Here is a 23,114-nt window from a genome sequence, read left to right as displayed (position 1 = left end):
TTCGGGCGAAAAAGACGCCCATAGCCACATTCCAGACAATGTGGGTTTCGTTAAGTTAAGAAGCGCTGGCAGGACGTTGACTGGTGCCCCTGCCCGCTCTCCTCTCCATCAGGCCAGGTCGCGCAGGGCGAGCTCGCTTCTGATGCGTTGCAGCACCTGCTCGATGGACAACTCCGTGGAATCCAGCTGAATGGCATCGGCCGCCGGCTTGAGCGGGGCCACTGCGCGCTGGGTGTCACGCTCATCGCGCGCACGGATCTCATCTAGCAGACTTGACAGACTAACATCTTCACCCTTGCCCTTCAACTGCAGGTAGCGGCGACGGGCACGCTCCTCGGCACTGGCGGTGAGGAACACCTTGAGCGGCGCGTCGGGGAACACCACGGTACCCATGTCGCGACCGTCGGCGATCAACCCCGGGGCCTCGCGGAAGGCGCGCTGGCGCTGCAGCAGCGCTTCGCGCACGGCCGGCAGCGAGGCGACCATCGAGGCGCCGGCGCCGACGGTCTCGGTACGGATGACGTGGCTGACATCCTCGCCCTCGAGAATGATCTGCTGCAGCTTGCCCGGCTCGGCGGCGATGAACTGCACATCCAGATGGGCGGCCAGGGCCTTGAGCAGCTCTTCGTTGGTCAGGTCGACACCATGGTTGCTGGCGTTGAACGCCAGCAGGCGGTAAAGCGCGCCGGAGTCCAGCAGCTTCCAGCCCAGCTCGCGGGCCAGCAGGCCCGCCACGGTACCCTTGCCCGAGCCGCTCGGCCCGTCGATGGTGATGACCGGTGCTTGGGAATTCACGACTTGCCCTCTTCGGCGACGCGGATGCCGACTTCCTTGCACAGCGCCAGGAAGTTGGGGAACGACGTGGCGACGTTGGCGCAGTCATGAATCACGATCGGCGCGCTGGCGCGCAGCGAGGCGATGCTGAAGGCCATGGCGATGCGGTGATCGCCGTGACCGTGCACTTCGCCGCCGCCGATCTGGCCGCCGTCGATGATGATGCCGTCCGGGGTCGGCTCGCACTTCACGCCCAGGGCGATCAGGCCGTCGGCCATCACCTGGATGCGGTCCGACTCCTTGACCCGCAGCTCTTCGGCGCCACGCAGCACGGTGCGCCCTTCGGCGCAGGCGGCGGCGACGAACAGCACCGGGAATTCGTCGATGGCCAGTGGCACCAGGTGCTCGGGAATATCAATGCCCTTGAGCTTGGCGCCGCGCACGCGCAGGTCGGCTACCGGCTCGCCGCCGACTTCACGCTGGTTCTCCAGGGTGATGTCGCCGCCCATCAGGCGCAGGATGTCGATCACGCCGGTGCGGGTCGGGTTGATGCCGACGTGCTCCAGAACCAGCTCGGAACCTTCGGCGATGGACGCCGCCACCAGGAAGAACGCTGAGGAGGAAATGTCCGCCGGCACTTCGATGCGGGTGGCGGTGAGCTTGCCGCCGGACTGCAGGGAGGCCACGGCACCGTTCGACTCGACCGCGTAGCCGAAGCCGCGCAGCATGCGCTCGGTGTGATCACGGGTCGGCGCCGGCTCGGTGACGGTGGTGGTGCCTTCGGCGTACAGGCCAGCCAGCAGCAGGCAGGACTTGACCTGGGCACTGGCCATCGGCAGAGCGTAGTTCAGCGCCTTGAGCTTGTGCCCGCCACGAATGGTCAGCGGCGGACGCCCTTCAGGGCCCGTCTCGACCACCGCGCCCATTTCGCGCAGCGGATTGGCCACGCGGTTCATCGGGCGCTTGGACAGCGAGGCGTCGCCGGTCATGGTGGTGTCGAACGACTGCGCCGCCAGCAGGCCGGACAGCAGGCGCATCGAGGTGCCGGAGTTGCCGACGTACAGCGGCCCGGGTGGCGGCTTGAGGCCGTGCAGGCCAACGCCATGGATGGTCACGCGGCCGTGGTGCGGGCCTTCAATGACCACACCCATGTCACGGAAGGCCTGCAAGGTGGCCAGGGCGTCCTCGCCCTCGAGGAAACCTTCCACCTCGGTGGTGCCTTCGGCCAGCGAGCCGAGCATGATCGAGCGGTGGGAAATCGACTTGTCGCCAGGTACGCGGATCCGTCCGGACACGCGGCCACCCGGTTGGGCCAGGAAAATCAGATCGTTGGCGTTCATAGCGTCCACATAGGCCCGGCGGGCCAGGATTTTACTGAAATGCTCGCGGGCAACCCGGGCGCGGGTGAACACGCCCAGCAATTGGTGCCCGTCCCCAGCATCGACCGCGTCGCGCAAGGCGTCGAGGTCGCTGCGAAATGTATCGAGAGTGCGCAGGACCGCCTCGCGGTTGGCGAGGAAGATGTCGTGCCACATGATCGGGTCGCTGCCGGCGATTCTCGTGAAATCGCGAAAGCCCCCCGCAGCGTACCGGAAGATCTCCAGGTTTTCATTGCGCTTGGCCAGCGAATCGACCAGGCCGAAGGCCAGCAGGTGCGGCAGGTGACTGGTGGCGGCCAGAACTTCGTCATGGCGCTCCACCGGCATGTGCTCGACATCGGCGTCCAGCGCGCGCCAGAGGCGATCGACCAGGTGCAGCGCTTGCGGATCGGTTTCCGCCAGCGGCGTGAGGATCACCTTGTGGCGACGGAACAACGCGGCATTGGAAGCCTCCACGCCACTTTGCTCGGAACCGGCGATCGGGTGTCCGGGCACGAAGCGCGGCAGGCGCTCGGCGAACGCTTCGCGAGCGGCGCGCACGACATTGCCCTTGGCACTGCCCACGTCAGTGATCACCGCGTCACCCAGGTCGAGCTGGGCGAGGCGGGCCAGGACTTTCTCCATGGCCAGGATCGGCACCGCCAGCTGGATGACGTCGGCGCCGACACAGGCGGCGGCCAGGTCGGCCTCGCAACGATCGACCACGCCCAGCACCACGGCCTGCTTGCGCGACTCGGCATCCAGATCGACGCCGACCACTTCGCGGCACAGGCCGCTTTCACGCAGCCCCTTGGCGAAGGAGCCGCCGATCAGGCCGAGACCGACCACGACCAGGCGACCGACAATCGGTGCGGATTTGTTTGTTACAGCATCAACCACGAGTGCGAACCCTGTTCAGAAATCAAGACAGCCTGTAAGCCCATCGCGGGACAAGCACGCTCCCACGAGGCCCGCGATGAACCTTGAAACATACGTCAGAGCACCGCCTTCGGATACGAACCCAGCACCTTCAGCGCCACAGCCTCCTGGCTGATCTGCTCCAGCACCGCCTTGATCAGCGGATCGCGGTGATGGCCGACGAAGTCGATGAAGAACACGTAGGTCCACTTGCCGCTGCGCGACGGACGGGTCTCGATGCGCGTCAGGTCGATGCCGTTCTCGTGGAACGGTACCAGCAGTTCATGCAGCGCGCCCGGCTTGTTGCTCATGGAAACGATGATCGAGGTCTTGTCGTCACCGGTCGGCGGCACTTCCTGGCTGCCGATCATGAGGAAGCGCGTGGAGTTGTCCGGGCGGTCCTCGATCTTCTCGGCCAGACGGGTCAGCCCGTACAGGTTGGCCGCCATGTCACCGGCGATCGCCGCCGAATTCCACTCGCCCTTGACCCGCTTGGCCGCCTCGGCGTTGCTGGAGACAGCCACGCGCTCGACGTTCGGGTAATGGGCATCCAGCCACTTGCGGCACTGGGCCAGCGACTGGGCATGGGAGTAGATGCGGGTAATGCTGTCGGTCTTGGTGTTCTCGCCCACCAGCAGGTGGTGGTGGATACGCAGCTCCACCTCGCCGCAGATGACCATGTCGTGCTCGAGGAAGCTGTCCAGCGTATGGCTGACCGCGCCCTCGGTGGAGTTTTCCACCGGCACCACGCCGAAGTTGACGGCACCGGCCGCCACTTCGCGGAACACCTCGTCGATGGCCGCCATCGGACGGCTGACCACGGCGTGACCGAAGTGCTTCATGGCCGCCGCCTGGGTGAAGGTGCCTTCCGGGCCGAGATAGGCGACTTTCAGCGGCTCTTCCAGGGCCAGGCACGAGGACATGATCTCGCGGAACAACCGCGCCATCTCTTCGTTGTCCAGCGGCCCCTTGTTGCGCTCCATGACGCGCTTGAGCACCGCGGCTTCACGCTCGGGGCGATAGAACACCGGCGCCTCGCCTTCGGCCAGCGACGCGGTCTTGACCTTGGCCACTTCCTGGGCGCAACGGGCGCGCTCGCTGATCAGCTCGAGGATCTTCTCGTCGAGGCTGTCGATGCGCACGCGCAGGGCCTTGAGTTCCTGGTCGGACATCAGCCGTGCTCCTTCTCGAATTCAGCCATGTACTGCACCAGCGCCTCGACGGCCTCCAGGCCCAGGGCGTTGTAGATCGACGCGCGCATGCCGCCGACCGAACGGTGCCCCTTGAGATTGAGCAGGCCACGGGCGTCGGCGCCGGCCAGGAAGGCCTTGTCCAGGCGCTCGTCGGCCAGGCGGAACGGCACGTTCATCCACGAACGGGCGTTGTGGCTGATCGGGTTGGTGTAGAACTCGCTGGCGTCGATGAAGCCGTACAGGCGGTCCTTCTTGGCGCGGTTGCGCTGCTCCATGGCCTCGACGCCACCCTGCTCCTTGAGCCATTCGAACACCAGGCCCGAAAGGTACCAGGAATAGGTGGCCGGGGTGTTGTACATCGAACCGTTGTCGGCCGCGATCTTGTAGTCGAGCATGGTCGGGCAGCTGCTGCGGGCGTGGCCCAGCAGGTCTTCACGGACGATCACCACCACCAGGCCGCTGGGGCCGATGTTCTTCTGCGCGCCGGCGTAGATCATGCCGAACTGCGACACGTCGGTCGGACGCGAGAGGATGTCGGAGGACATGTCGACCACCAGCGGCACGTCGCCGGTCTCGGGCACCCAGTCGAACTGCAGGCCGCCGATGGTCTCGTTGGACGCATAGTGGACGTAGGCCGCGTTCTTGCTCAGCTGCCACTCGTTCTGGCCCGGGATGGCCAGGTAGTCGTAGGGCTTGGCGCTGGCGGCGACGTTGACGTTGCCGAAGCGACGCGCTTCCTCGATGGCCTTCTTCGACCAGATGCCGGTCTCGATGTAGTCGGCGGTGCCGTTCTCCGGCAGCAGGTTCAGCGGAATCTCGGCGAACTGCTGGCTGGCGCCGCCCTGCAGGAACAGCACCTTGTAGTTGGAGGGGACGGACAGCAGGTCGCGCAGGTCCTGCTCGGCCTTTTCGGCGATGGCCACGTAGTCGTCGCTGCGATGGCTCATTTCCATCACCGACAGGCCCTTGCCGTGCCAGTCCAGCATTTCGGCCTGGGCACGCTGCAGGACAGCATCGGGAAGCGCGGCGGGGCCGGCGCAGAAGTTAAAGGCTCGTTTGCTCACATCCACTCTCGCTCTGCCAAATAGAACAAATCGTAAATCTTCGATGCCAGCGGAAACCCTGTGGGAGCGGGTTTACCCGCGAACAAGGGCGAAGCCCTTGCCATGCACCGCGGTGTCTTCTTCGCGGGTAAACCCGTTCCCACAGGTTATGCGACCAACCTGCGGATCGGGCCAGGCCCTTATCAGTCAAACGGGGCGACCTTGGTCGCCCCGTTCGGGTTGTTGCTTCGGTTATTCCTGAGGCGCCTCTTCGGCACCGGCGTTGTCCTCGCCCGCCGCATCGAGCGGGGCGCCCTCCTCGTCCGTCTCGACCAGGTCGTCGAGCTCTTCCTCGGATGGCTCCTGGACACGCTCCAGGCCTACCAGCGTTTCGTCGGTGGCCAGCTTGATCAGCGTCACACCCTGGGTGTTACGGCTCAGGCTGGACACCTCGCCGACCCGGGTACGCACCAGGGTGCCCTGGTCGGAAATCAGCATGATCTCCTCGCCTTCCTGCACCTGGATGGCGCCGATCAGCAAGCCGTTGCGCCCCTTGGTGCCCATGGCGATCACGCCCTGGCCGCCACGGCCGCGACGCGGGAACTTGGACAGCGGGGTGCGCTTGCCGAAGCCACGCTCGGAGGCGGTGAGGATCTGCGCGCCGGACTCGGGAATCAGCATGGAGATGATCTGCTGACCCTTGCCCAGTTTCATGCCGCGCACGCCACGGGCGGTACGGCCCATTTCGCGGACCACGCTCTCGGCGAAGCGGATCACCTTGCCGGCGTCGGAGAACATCATGACTTCCTTGGCGCCGTCGGTGATGGCCGCGGCGATCAGGGTGTCACCTTCCTTGAGCTTCAGGGCGATCAGGCCGTTGGAGCGCGGACGGGCGAACTGCACCAGCGGGGTCTTCTTCACGGTGCCGGAGGCGGTGGCCATGAAGATGTAGGCGCCGCTCGGTTCGGCGGCCCACTCAGGGGTGTCGCCGTCTTCCTCGTCGATCTCTTCGGCTTCCACCAGCTCGCCTTCGATCACGCTGTCGTCGCTGTCTTCCAGTTCCTCGTCGGGATCTGCGTGCTGCTGCAGCGCCTCCAGGTCGATCTGCAGCATGGCGGTGATGCGCTCACCTTCCTCCAGCGGCAGCAGGTTGACCAGCGGTCGACCGCGGGCGGCGCGAGAGGCCTCGGGGATTTCGTAGGTCTTCTTCCAGTACACCTTGCCCTTGCTGGAGAACAGCAGCAGGGTGGCGTGGCTGTTGGCGACCAGCAGGTGCTCGATGTAGTCCTCGTCCTTGACGCCGGTGGCCGACTTGCCCTTGCCGCCGCGGCGTTGGGCCTGGTACGCGGACAATGGCTGGGTCTTGGCGTAACCACCGTGGGAGATGGTCACCACGCGCTCTTCTTCCGGGATCATGTCGCCGTAGTTGAGGTCGTGGCTGGCGTTGAGGATCTCGGTGCGGCGGGCATCGCCGTACTCGGCACGGATCGCTTCGAGTTCTTCGCGGATCACTTCCATCAGGCGCTCGGCGCTGCTGAGGATGCGGATCAGCTCACCGATCTGCTCGAGGATCTCCTGGTACTCGGCCAGCAGCTTCTCGTGCTCCAGGCCGGTCAGGCGGTGCAGGCGCAGCTCAAGGATGGCCTGGGCCTGCTCCGGCGACAGGTAGTACTTGCCTTCACGCAGGCCGTACTGCTCCGGCAGGTCTTCCGGACGGCAGGACTCGGCACCGGCGCGCTCGACCATGACCTGCACCGCGCTGGATTCCCAAGCGGTGCTGATCAGCGCTTCCTTGGCTTCGGACGGCGTCGGCGAGGCCTTGATCAGGGCGATGACCGGGTCGATGTTGGACAGCGCGACCGCCTGGCCTTCGAGGATGTGGCCACGCTCGCGGGCCTTGCGCAGCTCGAACACGGTGCGGCGGGTGACCACTTCGCGACGGTGGCGAACGAACGCTTCGAGCAGGTCCTTGAGGTTCAGCAGGCGCGGGCGACCGTCGATCAGCGCGACGATGTTGATGCCGAACACGCTCTGCAGCTGGGTCTGCTGGTAGAGGTTGTTGAGCACCACCTCCGGCACCTCGCCGCGACGCAGCTCGATGACGATGCGCATGCCGTCCTTGTCGGACTCGTCGCGCAGCTCGGTGATGCCTTCGATCTTCTTCTCTTTGACCAGCTCGGCGATCTTCTCGATCAGCCGCGCCTTGTTCAGCTGGTACGGCAGCTCGGTGACGACGATCTGCTGGCGGCCACCGACCTTGTCGATATCCTCGATCTCGGAACGGGCGCGCATATAGATGCGGCCACGGCCGGTGCGGTAGGCCTCGATGATGCCCTGGCGACCGTTGATCTGGCCGGCGGTGGGGAAGTCCGGACCCGGGATGAACTGCATCAGCTCATCGACCGTGATGTCGGAGTTGTCGATCAGCGCCAGGCAGCCATCGATCACTTCGCCGAGGTTGTGCGGCGGGATGTTGGTGGCCATGCCCACGGCGATACCGCTGGAACCGTTGACCAGCAGGTTGGGGATCCTGGTCGGCATGACCGCCGGGATCTGCTCGGTGCCGTCGTAGTTGGGCACCCAGTCGACGGTTTCCTTGTGCAGGTCGGCCAGCAGCTCGTGGGCCAGCTTGGACATACGCACTTCGGTGTATCGCATGGCCGCGGCGTTGTCGCCGTCCACCGAACCGAAGTTGCCCTGGCCATCGACCAGCAGGTAGCGCAGCGAGAAGGGCTGGGCCATGCGCACGATGGTGTCGTACACGGCGGTGTCGCCGTGCGGGTGGTACTTACCGATCACGTCACCGACCACACGGGCGGATTTCTTGTACGGCTTGTTCCAGTCGTTGCCCAGTTCGCTCATCGCATACAGAACGCGGCGATGCACGGGCTTCAAGCCGTCACGCGCATCGGGCAGCGCTCGCCCGACAATAACGCTCATCGCGTAGTCGAGGTAAGACTGTCTCAGTTCGTCTTCGATATTGACCGGGAGGATTTCTTTGGCCAGTTCGCCCATGAGAAGCCTGATTCCTTTTTCTGGTGAAACTTCGCCTGATCCCTCGAAGGACGAACGAAGCTCGCCGCCGCAGCGCATATAGGGTGCGACGACTTACGACAAATCAATGAGTTGTGACATGGATCTGCGCAATGAAGGCCGCCGTAAAGAGCAGCCTTGGAAACTGCCGGATGGTATCACAAACACGGGACGCATGGGAGATGTGGCAGGTTGCCTTGCAGTGCCATCCAAACGGGTGAAAAAACGCCTCAATGGAGGCGCTTTCGACACATCAACTGGGCGATTTTCGCCGTATCCGGGCGCTCGACCACACCCTTCTCGGTAATGATCACGTCAATCAGGTCCGCCGGCGTGACATCGACCACCGGATTGTAGGCCTCGACATCGGCCGTCACCTGGATGCCCGCCACTTCCAGCAGCTCTTCCTCGCCACGGGTCTCCAGCGGAATGTCCTCGCCGGTGGCCAGGTTCAGGTCGATGCTGGTGCTCGGCGCCACCACCATGAAGCGCAGGCCGTGGTGCATGGCGGTCACCGCCATCTGGTAGGTGCCGATCTTCGCCGCCACGTCGCCATTGGCGGCGATGCAGTCGGCACCGACCACCACCCAGGTGATGCCCTTGGTCTTCATCAGGTGGCCCATGGCCGCGTCGGCGACCACGGTCACCGGCACGCCGTCGGCGGCCAGCTCCCAGGCGGTCAGGCGCGAGCCCTGCAGCCAGGGCCGCGACTCGCAGGCGTAGACCTGTTCGACCATGCCCTCCAGGGTCGCGGCGCGGATCACCCCCAGGGCGGTGCCGAAGCCACCGGTGGCCAAGGCGCCGGCGTTGCCGTGGGTGAGCAGGGCCTGTTCGCTGCCCTGATGGCGGCGGATCTGCTCGACGCCGAACTGGGCCATGGTCAGGTTGGCCTCGCGATCGCTTTCGTGGATGGCCACCGCCTCGGCCTCCATCACCGCCAGCACGTCCTCGCCGGGACGCAGGCGCTGCAGGCGTTCGCGCATGCGATTGAGCGCCCAGAACAGGTTGGCCGGGGTCGGACGCGCCTCGCCCAGCAACATGAAGTCTTCCTCGAGGGATTCCTCCCAGCCTTCGCCCTCGGCCAGTCTCCGGCGCAACGCCAGCACCAGGCCGTAGGCGGCGCAGATGCCGATCGCCGGGGCACCGCGCACGGCCATGTCGCTGATCGCCTCGGCCACCTCGGCCGCCTCGGTGCAGGCCAGCCAGCACTGTTCCAGCGGCAGCAGGCGCTGGTCGAGCAGGTACAGCACGCCGTCGCGCCACTCGATGCCCGTCACCGTCTCCGCCGCCATCAGTTGCTCGCGCATCGCCTCTCCCCGTCGCCCTGGCATCAAAAGCCGGCGATTATAGCGACCCTCAGCCGCGGACGCTCGGGTATACTGCGCGTTTAGCCGAACCGACCCAGGTATATGCCGCGCATGCCCACCGCCACTCCCCTCCTCGACCTGCTGCTTGTGCCGGACTGGCTGGTCCCCGTGGAGCCGGCCGGCGTGGTGCTCGAAGGCCATGCGCTGGGCGTTCTGGACGGCCGGATCGCCTGGCTCGGCCCCCGCGAGCGGGCGCCCATGGCCCGGGAGGTACGCGAGCTGCCCGACTGCGTGCTGACGCCCGGACTGGTCAACGCCCACGGCCACGCCGCCATGGCCCTGTTCCGCGGCCTGGCCGACGACCTGCCGCTGATGACCTGGCTGCAGGAACACATCTGGCCGGCCGAGGGCCGCTGGGTGGATGAAGCCTTCGTGCGCGACGGCACCGACCTTGCCATTGCCGAGCAGCTCAAGGGCGGCATCACCTGCTTTGCCGACATGTACTTCTTCCCCCGCGAGGCCTGCGACCGCGTGCACCAGAGCGGCATCCGCGCGCAGATCGCCGTGCCGTTGCTGGACTTCCCGATCCCCGGCGCGCGCACCCCGGACGAGGGCCTGCACCTGGCCATCGAGCTGTTCGGCGACCTGCGGCACCACCCGCGCATCACCGTCGCCCTCGGCCCGCACGCGCCGTACACGGTCAGCGATGCGAACCTGGAGAAGATCCGGGTGATCGCCGACCAGCTCGACGCACCGCTGCACATGCATATCCACGAGACCGCCGGCGAAGTCGAGCAGGCGCTCAAGGACAACGGCGAGCGCCCGCTGGCCCGCCTCGCCCGCCTGGGCCTGCTGGGGCCAAACCTGCAGGCGGTGCACATGACCCAGGTCAGCGACGAGGATCTGGCCCTGCTGGTAGAAAGCAACACCAGCGTGGTCCACTGCCCCGAATCCAACCTCAAGCTGGCCAGCGGCTTCTGTCCGGTGGAGCGCCTGTGGCAGGCCGGGGTGAACGTGGCGGTGGGCACCGACGGCGCCGCCAGCAACAACGACCTCGACCTGCTCGGCGAAACCCGTACCGCCGCGCTGCTGGCCAAGGCCGTCGCCGGCTCGGCCACCGCCCTGGACGCCCACCGGGCGCTGCGCATGGCCACGCTCAACGGCGCCCGGGCGCTGGGTCTGGAGGCGACGACCGGCTCGCTGGAAGTGGGCAAGGCCGCCGACCTGGTGGCCTTCGACCTGTCGGGGCTGGCGCAGCAGCCGGTGCACGACCCGGTCTCGCAACTGATCTACGCCACCGGCCGCGATTGCGTGAAGGACGTCTGGGTCGCCGGCCACGCCCTGGTGCTGGACCGCCGCCTGACGCGAATGGACGAGCAGGCCCTGGCCGCCAATGCCCGCGCCTGGGGAGCCCGCATCGGCGGGCGCAACGAATAACCGGGCGCCAGCCACGGCTGGCGCCCCGTGACACTTTCATAGAAGCTTCAGAGGACTGTTCAGATGAGCAACGTCGACCACGCCGAAATCGCCAAGTTCGAAGCCCTGGCCCACCGCTGGTGGGACCGCGAGAGCGAGTTCAAGCCACTGCACGACATCAACCCGCTGCGGGTCAACTGGATCGACGAGCGCGTCGCCCTCGCCGGCAAGAAGGTGCTGGACGTCGGCTGCGGTGGCGGCATCCTCAGCGAGGCGATGGCCCAGCGCGGCGCCACCGTGACCGGCATCGACATGGGCGAGGCGCCACTGGCGGTGGCCCAGCTGCACCAGCTGGAGTCCGGCGTGGCGGTGGAATACCGGCAGATCACCGCCGAGGCCCTGGCCGAGGAGATGCCTGAACAGTTCGACGTGGTCACCTGCCTGGAGATGCTCGAGCATGTGCCCGATCCTTCGTCGGTGATCCGCGCCTGCTACCGCATGGTCAAGCCGGGCGGCCAGGTGTTCTTCTCGACCATCAACCGCAACCCCAAGGCCTACCTGCTGGCGATCATCGGCGCCGAGTACATCCTCAAGATGCTGCCGCGCGGCACCCATGACTTCAAGAAGTTCATCCGCCCCTCCGAGCTGGGCGCCTGGAGCCGCGCCGCGGGCCTCGAGGTCAAGGACATCATCGGCCTGACCTACAACCCGCTGACCAAGCACTACAAGCTGAACAACGACGTCGACGTCAACTACATGATCCAGACCCTGCGCGAGGAATGAGCATGCGCCTGCGAGCAGTACTCTTCGACATGGACGGCACCCTGCTGGACACAGCGCCCGACTTCATCGCCATCTGCCAGGCGATGCTCGCCGACCGCGGCCTGCCGGCCATCGACGACGCGCGCATCCGCGAGGTGATCTCCGGCGGCGCCCGCGCCATGGTCGCCGCGACCTTCGCCATGGCCCCCGAGGCCGACGGCTTCGAGGCCCTGCGCCTGGAATTCCTCGAGCGCTACCAGCGCGACTGCGCGGTGCACAGCAAGCTGTTCGACGGCATGCCGGAGCTGCTGGCCGACATCGAGAAAGGCAACCTGTTGTGGGGCGTGGTCACCAACAAGCCGGTGCGCTTCGCCGAGCCGATCATGCAGCGCCTGGGCCTGGCCAAGCGCTCGGCCCTGCTGATCTGCCCGGACCACGTGAAGAACAGCAAGCCCGATCCCGAGCCGCTGATCCTGGCGTGCAAGACCCTGGACCTGGACCCGGCCAGCGTACTGTTCGTCGGCGACGACCTGCGCGACATCGAGTCCGGCCGCGACGCCGGCACCCGCACTGCGGCGGTGCGCTACGGCTATATTCATCCAGAGGACAACCCCAACAACTGGGGCGCCGACGTGGTGGTGGACCACCCGCTGGAACTGCGCAAGGTGATCGACAGCGCGCTGTGCGGCTGCTGAAGAACCAACAGTTATAGACGCCCGTGGGAGCGGGCTTGCCCCGCGAGGCTGCCCGTCCAGGCAATTATGGTGTCCGCCCTGACGCCATCGCGGGGCAAGCCCGCTCCCACGGAGCTATGCCATCAACAGGGAACCCGTTATGTTCGACTACACCGCCCGCCCCGACCTGCTCAAGGGCCGGATCATCCTGGTCACCGGCGCCGGCCGCGGCATCGGCGCCGCCGCCGCCAAGGCCTACGCCGGCCTGGGCGCCACCGTGCTGCTGCTGGGCAAGACCGAGGCCAACCTCAACGAGGTCTACGACCAGATCGAGGCCGCCGGCCATCCGCAACCAGTGGTGATCCCGTTCAACCTGGAAACCGCCCTACCCCACCAGTACGACGAACTGGCGGTGATGATCGAGGAGCAGTTCGGTCGCCTCGACGGCCTGCTTAACAACGCCTCGATCATCGGCCCGCGCACGCCGCTGGAGCAGCTGTCGGGCGACAACTTCATGCGCGTGATGCACATCAACGTCGACGCCACCTTCATGCTCACCAGCACCCTGCTGCCGCTGCTCAAACTGTCGGAGGACGCCTCGGTGGTGTTCACCTCCAGCAGCGTCGGGCGCAAGGGCCGGGCCTACTGGGGTGCGTACGGGGTGTCGAAGTTCGCCACCGAGGGGCTGATGCAGACCCTGGCCGACGAACTGGAAGGCGTGGCGCCGGTGCGCTCGAACAGCATCAACCCGGGCGCCACACGCACGGCGATGCGCGCCCAGGCCTATCCGAGCGAGAATCCGCAGAACAACCCGCTGCCCGAGGACATCATGCCGGTGTACCTGTACCTGATGGGGCCGGACAGCAAGGATGTGAACGGGCAGGCGCTGAACGCGCAGTAAAACCCATCGCGGAGCAAGTCGCATCGGCGAACCGCCGCTCCCACATATGCTGCACGACAACTGTAGGAGCGGCCTTGTGCCGCGATAGGGCTGCGCAGCAGCCCCAGGATTTCAGCGTTGATGCAGTAAAGCTGGGGCTGCTGTGCAGCCCTATCGCGGCACAAGGCCGCTCCTACAGCGAACGTGCAAGTTCATTGAGTGTGCGGTTTGCCGGCGAATAGGCCTGCAAATCCAACGACTATCCTCAGCCCGCCGCCAATGCCGGGCGCAGACGCCCCTGCTGGCGCCCTTCGAGTTGCATGCAACGCTCCAGGAACAGGAACATGCAGTCGTAGCTCTTGCAGATCGCCCGACGCAGCTCGGTACGCAGCCCCAGCGTGGGGCTCTCGCCTGCCAGGGTGCAGATGATCTCCAGCGCCTCCCACGGGTGCGCGTCATCGTACTGCGCATGCATCTTCAGCCACTTCATCGCGCGCTTGCGGGTGTCCTCGGGGAAACCCTGGGCGTAGGTGTCCTCGGCGCAGACCACCGCCGACCACTCGCCGGTGGCACCTTCGATGGCGTAATTGGTGGCCGCCATGGCGATGGCCAGCGACTCCGTGGCGCACACCCGCCAGCACCAGTCGTTGAGGCCATTGAGCTCTGGCGGCACCTCCTGGGACTGCAGCTCATGCAGATGGACGCCGTGCGCCTGGCACCAGTGCACCCAGTAGTCGGCATGGTTGAGCTCGACCCGGATGTTGCGCATCAGCCAGCGACGCGCCATGTCTTCGCCGGGGTGTCGGGCGTAGCGGGTCTTGGTCAGGTTGTGGGCCATGTAGAGGGAGAACTGCTCGACCACCGGCCAGCCGCCGATCAGGTACTGGCGGATGGTCGACTGCTTGAGCTGGCCATCGCGCAGTCGCTGGTAGAACTCATGCTCCACCACCCGGCGCTTGCTTTCGCGGCAATCCTCTATCAGTTGTTGGGCCCACTGCGGATAACTGGCCGGATCCATCAATGGTCCGATCCTTACGAACGCGTCGATCACTGTCAGCTCCTTGATTCCCTGTGATTTCCGGGCGTTGTTCAGCGAAAGGTCCCCGGCGCCCGGTGCAGAAGGGGCCTCGCGGCAATCCGTTGGCGCTGCAGGCTGTCGCAGGTGAAGACCTGCGGGCGTTCGATGAGGTATCCCTGGGCGTAGTCCACGCCGATCTCCTGCAAAGCCTGCTCGATCAGCGGCGTCTCGACGAACTCGGCAATGGTCCGCTTGCCCATGACGTGACCGATGTGATTGATCACTTCGACCATCGCCCGGTTGATCGGGTCATCGAGCATGTCTTTGACGAAACTTCCGTCGATCTTCAGGAAGTCTACAGGCAAATGCTTCAAATAGGCGAATGACGACATTCCGGCGCAGAAGTCGTCGAGGGAGAATCTGCAGCCCAGTCCTTTCAATTCATTGATGAATCGGATCGCGCTGCCCAGATTGGCGATGGCGCTGGTTTCGGTAATTTCAAAACAGATCAGCCGTGGCGGGATGTCGAACTCGCTGAACAGCCGTTGCAGGTACTCGAGGAACTTGTCGTCGCCGATGCTCGAGCCCGATAAATTGATGGCGCACATCGCCAAGGGCCCCTCCCGACCTTCGTCCAGGCACTGGCGGATTACCTGGAACACGCTGCGCACCACCCAACGGTCGAGCGCGGTCATCAGGCCATAGCGCTCCGCTGCGGGGATGAAACTGTCGGGCAGGATGGTGCGCCCGCTTTCGTCGTGCAGGCGCAGGAGAATCTCGATATGCCCGGGGCTCTCGTGGGGGTGCAGGGGGGCGATCTCCTGGGCGTAGAGGCAGAAGCGGTTTTCCTCCAGCGCCACATGCAGCCGCTGGATCCAGGCCATTTCGCCAAAGCGCATGGACAACTCGCTGTCGTCGGCGTGATACACCTGGACCCGGTTGCGGCCCTTCTCCTTGGCCATGTAGCAGGCCATGTCCGCCGCGCGCAACGACGCCTCCAGGGTGCTGGGCACCTGGGCGATGTGCACCAGGCCGAGGCTGACCGTGGTCACGAAGGGGCGCCCCTTCCACACGAAATGCAGGCTCTGCACGGCCTGGCGTAACTGCTCGGCAATCCGCTCGGCCTGCTCCGGCGGGCAGTTCTCCAGGAGCACGCCGAACTCGTCGCCGCCCAGGCGTGCCAGGGTGTCGCCCTCGCGCAGGCCCGACTGCAGTACCGCGCAGATATGCCGCAGCAGCTCGTCGCCGGCGGCATGGCCGCAGGTATCGTTGACCAGCTTGAACTGGTCGAGGTCGAGGAACATCAGCGAATGGCGCCCGGCCTGGCGGGCCAGGCCGTTGAGCGCCTGCTCCAGGCGGTATTCGAACTCGCGGCGGTTGGCCAGCCCGGTCAGGGCGTCGTGAGTGGCCTGCCAGGACAGGTTGGCGATGTACTGGCGCTCCTGGGTCATGTCGTGCAGCACCACCACGATGCCACTGACCTGCCCCTCGGTAAGAATGGGCGAGCCCACCAGGTTGACCGACACCGTACTGCCGTCCAGGCGCTGGATCAGCCGGGCATGCTCGGCGCCGCCCTTGAGGCTGCCGCTGAGCACCTGCTCGACCAGCGTCAGGCTGTCGCCCTCGGCATTCTCGTCCAACAGACTGAACAGCGCCGCCAGCGGCAGGCCCTGGGCCTGCACCGCCTGCCAGTGGGTCAACTGCTCGGCGGCCGGGTTCATGTAGCTGATGCAACCATCGACATCGGCGGTGATCACCGCATCGCCGATCGACTCCAGGGTGATCTGCGCCCGCTCCTTCTCCTCCTGCAGCGCGCTGGCGAACGCCTGGCGCTGGGCCAGCAGCTTGCTTGAACGCCGCCAGGCCATGGCGATCAGGAACAGCGCGGTGGCCAGGTTGGTCAGCATCAGCACCTTGAGCAGCATCCGCGAGCCTTCGCCCAGGGCATCGCTGAAGGCCTTGGCGGCGGGGGTCACGCCGTCATTGATGGCGACGATGCGCGCCTTCCAGTTGGCCACCTGGTGCGGGTCGATCACGCCGCCGGCGAAGCCTTCGCGCATCTGCTGGGCCAGCACGTCGAGCTGACGCAGGTAATCGTCACCGATGTCCCAGTAATCGATGGCGGTCTCCATATAGCTGATATGCCGGAAATTGCGATAGAACCAGATGATCCGGGCGACGTCCTCGGGATGGTTGCCACCCTGCAGCACACCCTGGCGCGCTGCCTCCAGGTCCGGTTCAGGTCGGTCCAGGGCCAGGCGCAGGTTGTGATCGCCCTGGGGTACCAGGATCGCCCGGCGGTAGCGGGCATAGGTCAGCGGATCGCGGTCGTCGGCGTAGAGGTTGAGGTAATAGATGGCGTCCTTCTGTGCCTTGGACCACAGGCTCTCGCCCGCCACGTAGGCGCGCACGGCGGACAATGCATAAAGGCTCAGACTGCCCAGCAGTACCTGGAAAACCACAACGGCGACGAAGGGCCAGATGATACCCAGCAGCCTTGGCGCTTCGAGAGTCCGATTTCCCTTCATGTAATCCCTGTCATGGCGGCAGATAAGGCACGAATCGACCTAGACAAGCACAGCGTAGGCCATTTGCCATGCCTGTGGCGTGGTTTTTGATGACGGGGAAAGGGGCGCAGCACCTGTAGGAGCGGCCTTGTGCCGCGAAAGGGCTGCGCAGCAGCCCCACAAGATCGCCGGGGGCCGCTCTGCGGCCCTTTCGCGGCACAAGGCCGCTCCTACATGGACGTAGGTGGCTCAGGTCTGCTGCAGGTGACCGTAAAGCTTGGCGTACAGGCCGCCCTCGGCGATCAGTTGCTGGTGGCCGCCGTCCTCGGCCACATGGCCGCCGTCGAACACCAGCACGCGGTCGGCCTGCTTCACCGCCGACAGGCGGTGGGCGATGATCAGCGTGGTGCGGCCGCTGAGGAAGCGCGCCAGGGCCAGGTGCAGGTTGTACTCGGTGGCGGCGTCCAGCGCCGAGGTGGCCTCGTCGAGGATGACCACCTTGGGCTCGGCCAACACCATGCGGGCGATCGCCAGGCGCTGGCGCTGGCCGCCGGACAGGCGCACGCCGGAGCGCCCGACGATGCTGTCCAGGCCCTGGGGCAGCGCGGCGATGGTGCCGTCCAACTGGGCGATGCGCAGCGCCTGCCAGCAGGCATCGTCGCTGCAATCGCGGCCCATGGTCAGGTTGGCGCGCACGCTGTCGTTGAACAGCGACGGATGCTGCAGCACCACCGCGACGTTCTCGCGCAGGGTCTCCAGGCCGATCTCCTGCAGGCTGGCGCCGCCGAAGCGAATGGTCCCGGCCTGGGCGCTGTACAACCCCAGCAGCAGTTGCACCAGGGTGCTCTTGCCACCGCCACTGGCGCCGACGATGGCGACCTTCTCGCCCGGGGCGATGGACAGGTTCAGCTGATCCAGCACCGGCTCGTCGGCGTAGGCGAAGCGCAGGTCGCGCACCTCGATGCCGACCGTCTCGCGCCCGGCGAACGGGTCGCTGCCCGCGGGGTACTGCGGCTCGTCGGCCCGCGCCAGCAGCTCGTTCAAGCGGCTCAGCGCGCCACCGGCGGCGTAGTAGGCATATTGCAGGTTCAGCAATTGCTCCACCGGGCCGATCATGAACCACAGGTAGCTGAACACCGCCAGCATCTGGCCGATCGACAAGTCGGAGAACAGCACGGTGAGCATCGCCGCGGCGCGGAAGATGTCGATGCCGAACTGGAACAACAAGCCACTGGCCCGGCCACTGGCGTCGCTCTTCCACTGCGAGGCCACCGCGTAGTCGCGCACCTCGCGGGCACGCAGGCCAAGGCGACCGAGGAAATAGCCCTGGCGGTTGCCGGCGCGGATTTCCTGGATCGCATCGAGGGTCTCGGTCAGCGCCTGGGTGAAACGCGCGGTGCTGTCGTTCTCGAGTTTCTTCAGGTGCTTGACGCGCTTGCCCAGCTGCACAGTGAAGAAGATCACCAGCGGGTTGAACAGCAGGATCAACAGCGCCAGCTGCCAGTGCATCCAGATCAGGATGGCGGCGGTACCCGTCAGCGTAAGCACGGCCACCAGGAAGCGGCTCAGGGTTTCGCCGACGAACTTGTCGAGGGTGTCCAGGTCGGTGACCAGGTGGGTGGTCACCGTACCGCTGCCCAGGCTTTCATATTCCTTGAGCGAAATGCGCTTGAGCCGCTCGATCAGGCGGATACGCAGGCGGTAGACGATGTCCTTGGCCAGGCCGGCGAACAGCTTGGCCTGGACCACGTTGAACGCCAGCGCCGCCAGGCGCAGGCCCAAGGTGGCGCAGAGCATCAGGCCGATATAGCCCGCGGCCACCTGCCAGCCAGCGGGCAGGAAGTTGTTCATCCACTTAAGCGCGGCGTCACCATGGCCCAGCAGCACTTCGTCCACCAGCAGCGGCAGCAGCAACGGGATCGGCACACTGCACAGGGCGGCGAGCACGGCTACCAGGTTGGCAGTCCACAAAGCCTTCTTGTGGTGCAGGGCCAGGCGGCGGATTTCCGCCCAGCTCAGGCGATCAGGCACAGCGGGGGACTTCCCTGGCACAGGGTCTGGCGACCCTGGCAGGTCAAGCACAGGCGGCCTGCTGCAGCCAGCGGCCGAGCAGCGGCTGCAGGCTGTCCAGCGACTGGTAGCCGTTGGTCAGCAGGGCCAGCTGACCATTGCGCTCGGCCAGCAGCGTGGGGAAACCGGCGATGCCCAGGTCCTGTACCCAGCCGAAGTCGGCGCTGGTGGCGGCGCGGGTATCGGCATTGGTGAAGCACTGCGAGAACGACTCGCGGTCGAAACCGGCCTGTTCGGCCAGCTCCACCAGCTGCGGGGCGCGGGTGACATCGAGCCCCTGCTCGTAGAACGAGCGCTGGATCAGCTTGAGCAGCGTCCAGGCCCGCTTGTCGTCCAGCTCACGCGCCGCGACCAATGCGCGGCACGCAGGCTCGGTGTCGTAGACAAAGCCGTCGGGCATCGCGCCGTCGAAGCGGAACGGCTGCCCGGTGGCGTCATGCACCGCCTGCCAGTGCTCGAGGATGTACTTGCGGGTCGAGGCATCCAGGGCGCTGCCGCCGCTGCGCAGGCCACCGGGCACCAGGCGGGTGACGACACCCGCCTCACGCGCCTGGGCGATCAGCGCCTCGGCCACCGGGGCGAAACCCCAGCACCAGGAACACATCGGGTCCATCACATAGAGCAGGCGTGCGGACATGCATCAGGCCTCGGCTTTGTAGTTGTAGCCGATCGGGTGTGGCTGGTTGCGCGCCTTGGCCAGTTCGATCTGCTTCTGGCGGTCGATGGCGCTGCGCCGGGTCTTCTCGCTCAGGCTGTCCCAGCAATGCGGGCAGCTCACGCCTGGCGAATAGTGTTCCGACTCCCGGTCCTTCACGTCGATCGGGTGGCGGCAGGCATGGCACTGGTCGTACTCGCCCTCGCTCAGGTCGTGACGCACGGTGACCCGGTTGTCGAAGACGAAGCAGTCGCCGTCCCAGAGGCTTTCTTCCTGGGCTACTTCCTCGAAGTATTTCAGGATGCCGCCCTTAAGATGATAGACGGCTTCATAGCCCTCACCGAGCATGTAGCTGGAGGCCTTCTCGCAGCGGATGCCACCGGTGCAGAACATGGCGACCTTCTTGTGCTTGCTCGGGTCGAAGTTGGCCTTGATGTAGTCGGGAAACTCGCGGAAGGTCTCGGTCTTCGGGTCGATGGCGCCCTTGAAGGTGCCGATGGCCACTTCGTAGTCGTTGCGGGTGTCGATCAGCAGCACTTCCGGGTCGCTGATCAAGGCGTTCCAGTCTTTCGGATCGACGTAGGTGCCGACCGCCTTGTTCGGGTCCACGCCCGGCACGCCGAGGGTGACGATCTCTTTCTTGAGCTTGACCTTGGTGCGGTAGAACGGCTGCTCGTCGCAATACGACTCTTTGTGGTCGACATCCACCAGGCGTGGGTCGCTGCGCAGCCAGGCCAGCAGCGCGTCGATGCCTTCACGGGTGGCCGAGACCGTGCCGTTGATGCCTTCGTTAGCCAGCAGCAGGGTGCCTTTGACGCCGTTGTCGGCCATGGCCTTGAGCAGCGGCTCGCGCAGTTCGACGTAGTCTTCCAGGGTGACGAACTTGTACAGCGCCGCCACGACGATCGGTTGGGTCATGAATCTGAAACTCCTGGTGGTTGCCCTCGTAAGGGGCGGACCGGGTTTGACATAAAAAGCATGGGGGCGCTTTGCGCCCCTTTCGCGGCACAAGGCCGCTCCTACAGGGAACTGCATACTCCTGTAGGAGCGGCCTTGTGCCGCGAAAGGGCTGCAAAGCAGCCCCCGGATTTTGCGAGATTGTACCAGAACGACGGAAAGGATTCAGTGCCCGCCGCCGGCGCACACCGGCGAGGCTGGCGCCGCGCCGACTGCCGCCCATTCCTCGGGCGTGTAGGTGTGGATCGCCAGGGCGTGGATCTCGCCCATCAGCTCACCCATGGTGGCGTAGACCTTCTGGTGGCGCTTGACGCTGTTCAGCCCGGCGAACTGCTCGCTGACCAGCACCGCCTTGTAGTGCGTTTCCTGGCCACGGCTGTGCATGTGGCTTTCGTTGCGCACTTCGAGGTGGTCGGTGCCCAGCGGCGCCAGCTGCTGTTCGATGCGTTGCTGCATGTTCATCGCGTCAGGCTCACTTCTTCGCCGGAGCGGCTGCCTTGCCGGCGCTTGGGTCGAGTTCCTTGGTCATGTCGTCGAGCAGCTTGTTGACCACCGGCACCGCCGGTTCCAGGCTCTGCTGGGTCAGCTGGGCCGACTGCTGGGTGACCTTGGGCATCTCGCGCAGGACTTTCTTGCCCAGCGGCGACTCGTAGAACTTGACCAGGTCGTTCAGCTCGGCCTCGGTGAAGGTCGCGGTGTACAGGTCGACCATCTTCGGCTTGAGCTTCTTCCAGCCGATGGCGTTGTCCAGGGCGGCGTTGGCCTTGGCCTGATAGCTGTCGAGCACGGTTTTCTTGGCAGCCGGCGCCTTGGTCTGTTCGAAACGCTGGGCGAACATCTGCTGGACCTGCATGTACACCGGGGTGCCCAGCTTGTCGGCATTGGCCAGGGTCAGGAATTTCTCGGCGGCGGCATTGTGGCTCGCGGTGGCGGCGAGTACCTGGCCGCTGGCGCAGGCCAGGGCAACGGCGGCAAAGAGGACACGAAGACGGGTCATTGCATTTCCTTCAAGAAAGGGAGGCGAGTACCTCAGGGTAGAGCATTCTGCGCCGTGATGGCGAAGTGCTCAAGTGGCACGACGAGCGACTGAACCGCTGTGTCGAATCAGGGCCTAAACTGCGATTTCTGACTACAAAGGAGTGAGCGCAGCATGAGCCGTATCGAGACAGACAGCCTGGGCCCGGTCGAAGTTCCAGAGGACGCCTACTGGGGTGCGCAGACCCAGCGTTCGCTGATCAACTTCGCCATCGGCAAGGAGCGCATGCCGCTGGCGGTGCTGCACGCCCTGGCGCTGGTCAAGAAAGCCGCTGCCCGGGTCAACGACCGCAACGGCGACCTGCCCGCCGACATCGCCCGGCTGATCGAGCAGGCCGCCGACGAAGTGCTTGCCGGCGACCACGACGAGCAGTTCCCGCTGGTGGTGTGGCAGACCGGCAGCGGCACCCAGAGCAACATGAACGTCAACGAGGTGATCGCCGGACGCGCCAACGAACTGGCCGGCAAGGGTCGCGGCGGCAAGCTGCCAGTGCACCCCAACGATCACGTCAACCGCTCACAGAGCTCCAACGACTGCTTCCCCACCGCCATGCACATCGCCGCCGTCCAGGCCGTGCATGAACGACTGCTGCCGGCGATCACCGAGCTGTCGGGGGGGCTGGCCGAACTGTCGGCGCGCCACACGCACCTGGTCAAGACCGGGCGCACGCACATGATGGACGCGACGCCGATCACCTTCGGCCAGGAGGTCTCGGCCTTCGTCGCCCAGCTCGACTACGCCCAGCGCGCCATCCGCGCGACGCTGCCGGCGGTCTGCGAGCTGGCCCAGGGCGGCACCGCCGTGGGTACCGGCCTCAACGCCCCGCACGGTTTCGCCGAAGCCATCGCCGCGGAGCTGGCGGCGCTGTCCGGCCTGCCGTTCGTCACCGCGCCGAACAAGTTCGCCGCCCTCGCCGGACACGAGCCGCTGACCAGCCTGGCCGGCGCGCTGAAGACCCTGGCCGTGGCCCTGATGAAGATCGCCAACGACCTGCGCCTGCTGGGCTCCGGCCCGCGCGCGGGGCTTGCCGAGGTGCGCCTGCCGGCCAACGAGCCGGGCAGCTCGATCATGCCCGGCAAGGTCAACCCGACCCAGTGCGAGGCACTGTCGATGCTGGCCTGCCAGGTGCTGGGCAACGACGCGGCGATCGGCTTTGCCGCAAGCCAGGGCCATCTGCAGCTGAACGTGTTCAAGCCGGTGATCATCCACAACCTGCTGCAGTCGATCGAGCTGCTGGCCGATGGCTGTCGCAACTTCCAGCAGCACTGCGTGGCCGGCATCGAGCCGGATGCCGGGCAGATGGCCGCGCACCTGGAGCGCGGGCTGATGCTGGTGACGGCGCTAAACCCGCACATCGGCTATGACAAGGCGGCGGAAATCGCCAAGAAGGCCTACAGCGAGGGCAAGACCCTGCGCGAAGCGGCGCTGGAGCTGAAGTACCTGACCAATGAGCAGTTCGACCAGTGGGTAAGGCCGGAGAACATGCTGGCGCCTGGCGGGAAAGGCTGATCTG

General features: G+C 65.9%; 18 protein-coding genes. 5 read left to right on the top strand and 13 right to left on the bottom strand.

The window, feature by feature from the left end; translation table 11 throughout:
* Positions 1–108 precede the first annotated feature (108 nt).
* From cmk to mtnA, 6 genes are all read right to left on the bottom strand, one after another.
* Entirely contained in the window at positions 109–795 is a 687-nt protein-coding gene (gene cmk / locus AC0MAZ_RS10725; RefSeq protein WP_203647628.1) for a (d)CMP kinase, read from the bottom strand.
* Positions 792–2,999, bottom strand: coding sequence for a bifunctional prephenate dehydrogenase/3-phosphoshikimate 1-carboxyvinyltransferase (locus AC0MAZ_RS10720; protein WP_232856451.1), 2,208 nt, complete (start codon positions 2,997–2,999; stop codon positions 792–794). Before AC0MAZ_RS10720 ends, cmk begins: the two co-directional genes overlap by 4 nt.
* 128 nt (positions 3,000–3,127) lie before the next feature.
* Positions 3,128–4,222, bottom strand: a complete 1,095-nt coding sequence (gene pheA / locus AC0MAZ_RS10715) for a prephenate dehydratase (RefSeq protein ID WP_028690825.1) — start codon at positions 4,220–4,222, stop codon at positions 3,128–3,130.
* On the bottom strand, positions 4,222–5,307 hold the full coding sequence (gene serC, locus AC0MAZ_RS10710; RefSeq protein ID WP_475861063.1) for a 3-phosphoserine/phosphohydroxythreonine transaminase: 1,086 nt from the start codon (positions 5,305–5,307) through the stop codon (positions 4,222–4,224). The genes pheA and serC overlap by 1 nt, the downstream gene beginning before the upstream one ends.
* A 231-nt stretch (positions 5,308–5,538) precedes the next feature.
* Positions 5,539–8,301: a DNA gyrase subunit A gene (gyrA, locus tag AC0MAZ_RS10705; RefSeq protein WP_475861061.1), complete on the bottom strand. Its 2,763-nt coding sequence runs from the start codon at positions 8,299–8,301 to the stop codon at positions 5,539–5,541.
* 248 nt (positions 8,302–8,549) lie between these two features.
* The gene (mtnA, locus tag AC0MAZ_RS10700) at positions 8,550–9,626 is read right to left on the bottom strand and encodes an S-methyl-5-thioribose-1-phosphate isomerase (protein WP_203647632.1); all 1,077 of its coding nucleotides are present in this window, start codon (positions 9,624–9,626) and stop codon (positions 8,550–8,552) included.
* Between the two features lie 111 nt (positions 9,627–9,737).
* On the opposite strand from mtnA, the gene AC0MAZ_RS10695 reads away from it, so the two are divergent.
* The 4 genes from AC0MAZ_RS10695 (at position 9,738) to AC0MAZ_RS10680 (ending at position 13,379) form a co-directional block, all read left to right on the top strand.
* Positions 9,738–11,063 (top strand): TRZ/ATZ family hydrolase, encoded by a 1,326-nt coding sequence (locus AC0MAZ_RS10695; protein WP_203647633.1) that lies wholly within the window; start codon positions 9,738–9,740, stop codon positions 11,061–11,063.
* A gap of 63 nt (positions 11,064–11,126) precedes the next feature.
* Positions 11,127–11,825, top strand: coding sequence for a bifunctional 2-polyprenyl-6-hydroxyphenol methylase/3-demethylubiquinol 3-O-methyltransferase UbiG (ubiG, locus tag AC0MAZ_RS10690; RefSeq protein WP_050704607.1), 699 nt, complete (start codon positions 11,127–11,129; stop codon positions 11,823–11,825).
* A 2-nt stretch (positions 11,826–11,827) separates the two neighbouring features.
* A complete protein-coding gene (mupP, locus tag AC0MAZ_RS10685) occupies positions 11,828–12,499 on the top strand; it encodes an N-acetylmuramic acid 6-phosphate phosphatase MupP (protein ID WP_475861059.1) in 672 nt (223 codons plus the stop codon).
* Positions 12,500–12,638: 139 nt separating this feature from the next.
* The gene (locus AC0MAZ_RS10680) at positions 12,639–13,379 is read left to right on the top strand and encodes a YciK family oxidoreductase (protein WP_203647634.1); all 741 of its coding nucleotides are present in this window, start codon (positions 12,639–12,641) and stop codon (positions 13,377–13,379) included.
* A gap of 244 nt (positions 13,380–13,623) precedes the next feature.
* On the opposite strand, the gene AC0MAZ_RS10675 is transcribed toward AC0MAZ_RS10680, so the two are convergent.
* The 7 genes from AC0MAZ_RS10675 to AC0MAZ_RS10645 form a co-directional block, all read right to left on the bottom strand.
* Entirely contained in the window at positions 13,624–14,409 is a 786-nt protein-coding gene (locus tag AC0MAZ_RS10675) for a TenA family transcriptional regulator (RefSeq protein ID WP_203647635.1), read from the bottom strand.
* A 38-nt stretch (positions 14,410–14,447) separates the two neighbouring features.
* Positions 14,448–16,904, bottom strand: coding sequence for an EAL domain-containing protein (locus AC0MAZ_RS10670; protein WP_203647636.1), 2,457 nt, complete (start codon positions 16,902–16,904; stop codon positions 14,448–14,450).
* A 228-nt stretch (positions 16,905–17,132) separates the two neighbouring features.
* Positions 17,133–18,965 carry an ABC transporter ATP-binding protein gene (locus AC0MAZ_RS10665; RefSeq protein ID WP_475861057.1) on the bottom strand — a complete coding sequence of 611 codons (1,833 nt, stop codon included), beginning with the start codon at positions 18,963–18,965 and terminating at the stop codon, positions 17,133–17,135.
* Positions 18,958–19,590, bottom strand: coding sequence for a DsbA family protein (locus AC0MAZ_RS10660; RefSeq protein WP_110736506.1), 633 nt, complete (start codon positions 19,588–19,590; stop codon positions 18,958–18,960). Before AC0MAZ_RS10660 ends, AC0MAZ_RS10665 begins: the two co-directional genes overlap by 8 nt.
* A 3-nt stretch (positions 19,591–19,593) precedes the next feature.
* Positions 19,594–20,526 (bottom strand): oxygen-dependent tRNA uridine(34) hydroxylase TrhO, encoded by a 933-nt coding sequence (gene trhO / locus AC0MAZ_RS10655; protein WP_110736504.1) that lies wholly within the window; start codon positions 20,524–20,526, stop codon positions 19,594–19,596.
* 204 nt (positions 20,527–20,730) lie between these two features.
* The gene (locus AC0MAZ_RS10650) at positions 20,731–21,027 is read right to left on the bottom strand and encodes a BolA family protein (RefSeq protein WP_203647638.1); all 297 of its coding nucleotides are present in this window, start codon (positions 21,025–21,027) and stop codon (positions 20,731–20,733) included.
* A gap of 10 nt (positions 21,028–21,037) precedes the next feature.
* On the bottom strand, positions 21,038–21,562 hold the full coding sequence (locus AC0MAZ_RS10645; RefSeq protein ID WP_050704598.1) for a DUF2059 domain-containing protein: 525 nt from the start codon (positions 21,560–21,562) through the stop codon (positions 21,038–21,040).
* Between the two features lie 153 nt (positions 21,563–21,715).
* On the opposite strand from AC0MAZ_RS10645, the gene AC0MAZ_RS10640 reads away from it, so the two are divergent.
* Positions 21,716–23,110, top strand: coding sequence for a class II fumarate hydratase (locus tag AC0MAZ_RS10640; RefSeq protein WP_232856440.1), 1,395 nt, complete (start codon positions 21,716–21,718; stop codon positions 23,108–23,110).
* Positions 23,111–23,114: the final 4 nt, after the last annotated feature.

This window comes from Pseudomonas sp. A (genome assembly GCF_056270345.1).
Note: the sequence above shows the minus strand (reverse complement) of the source record. Positions and strands in the feature narration are given on the sequence as shown.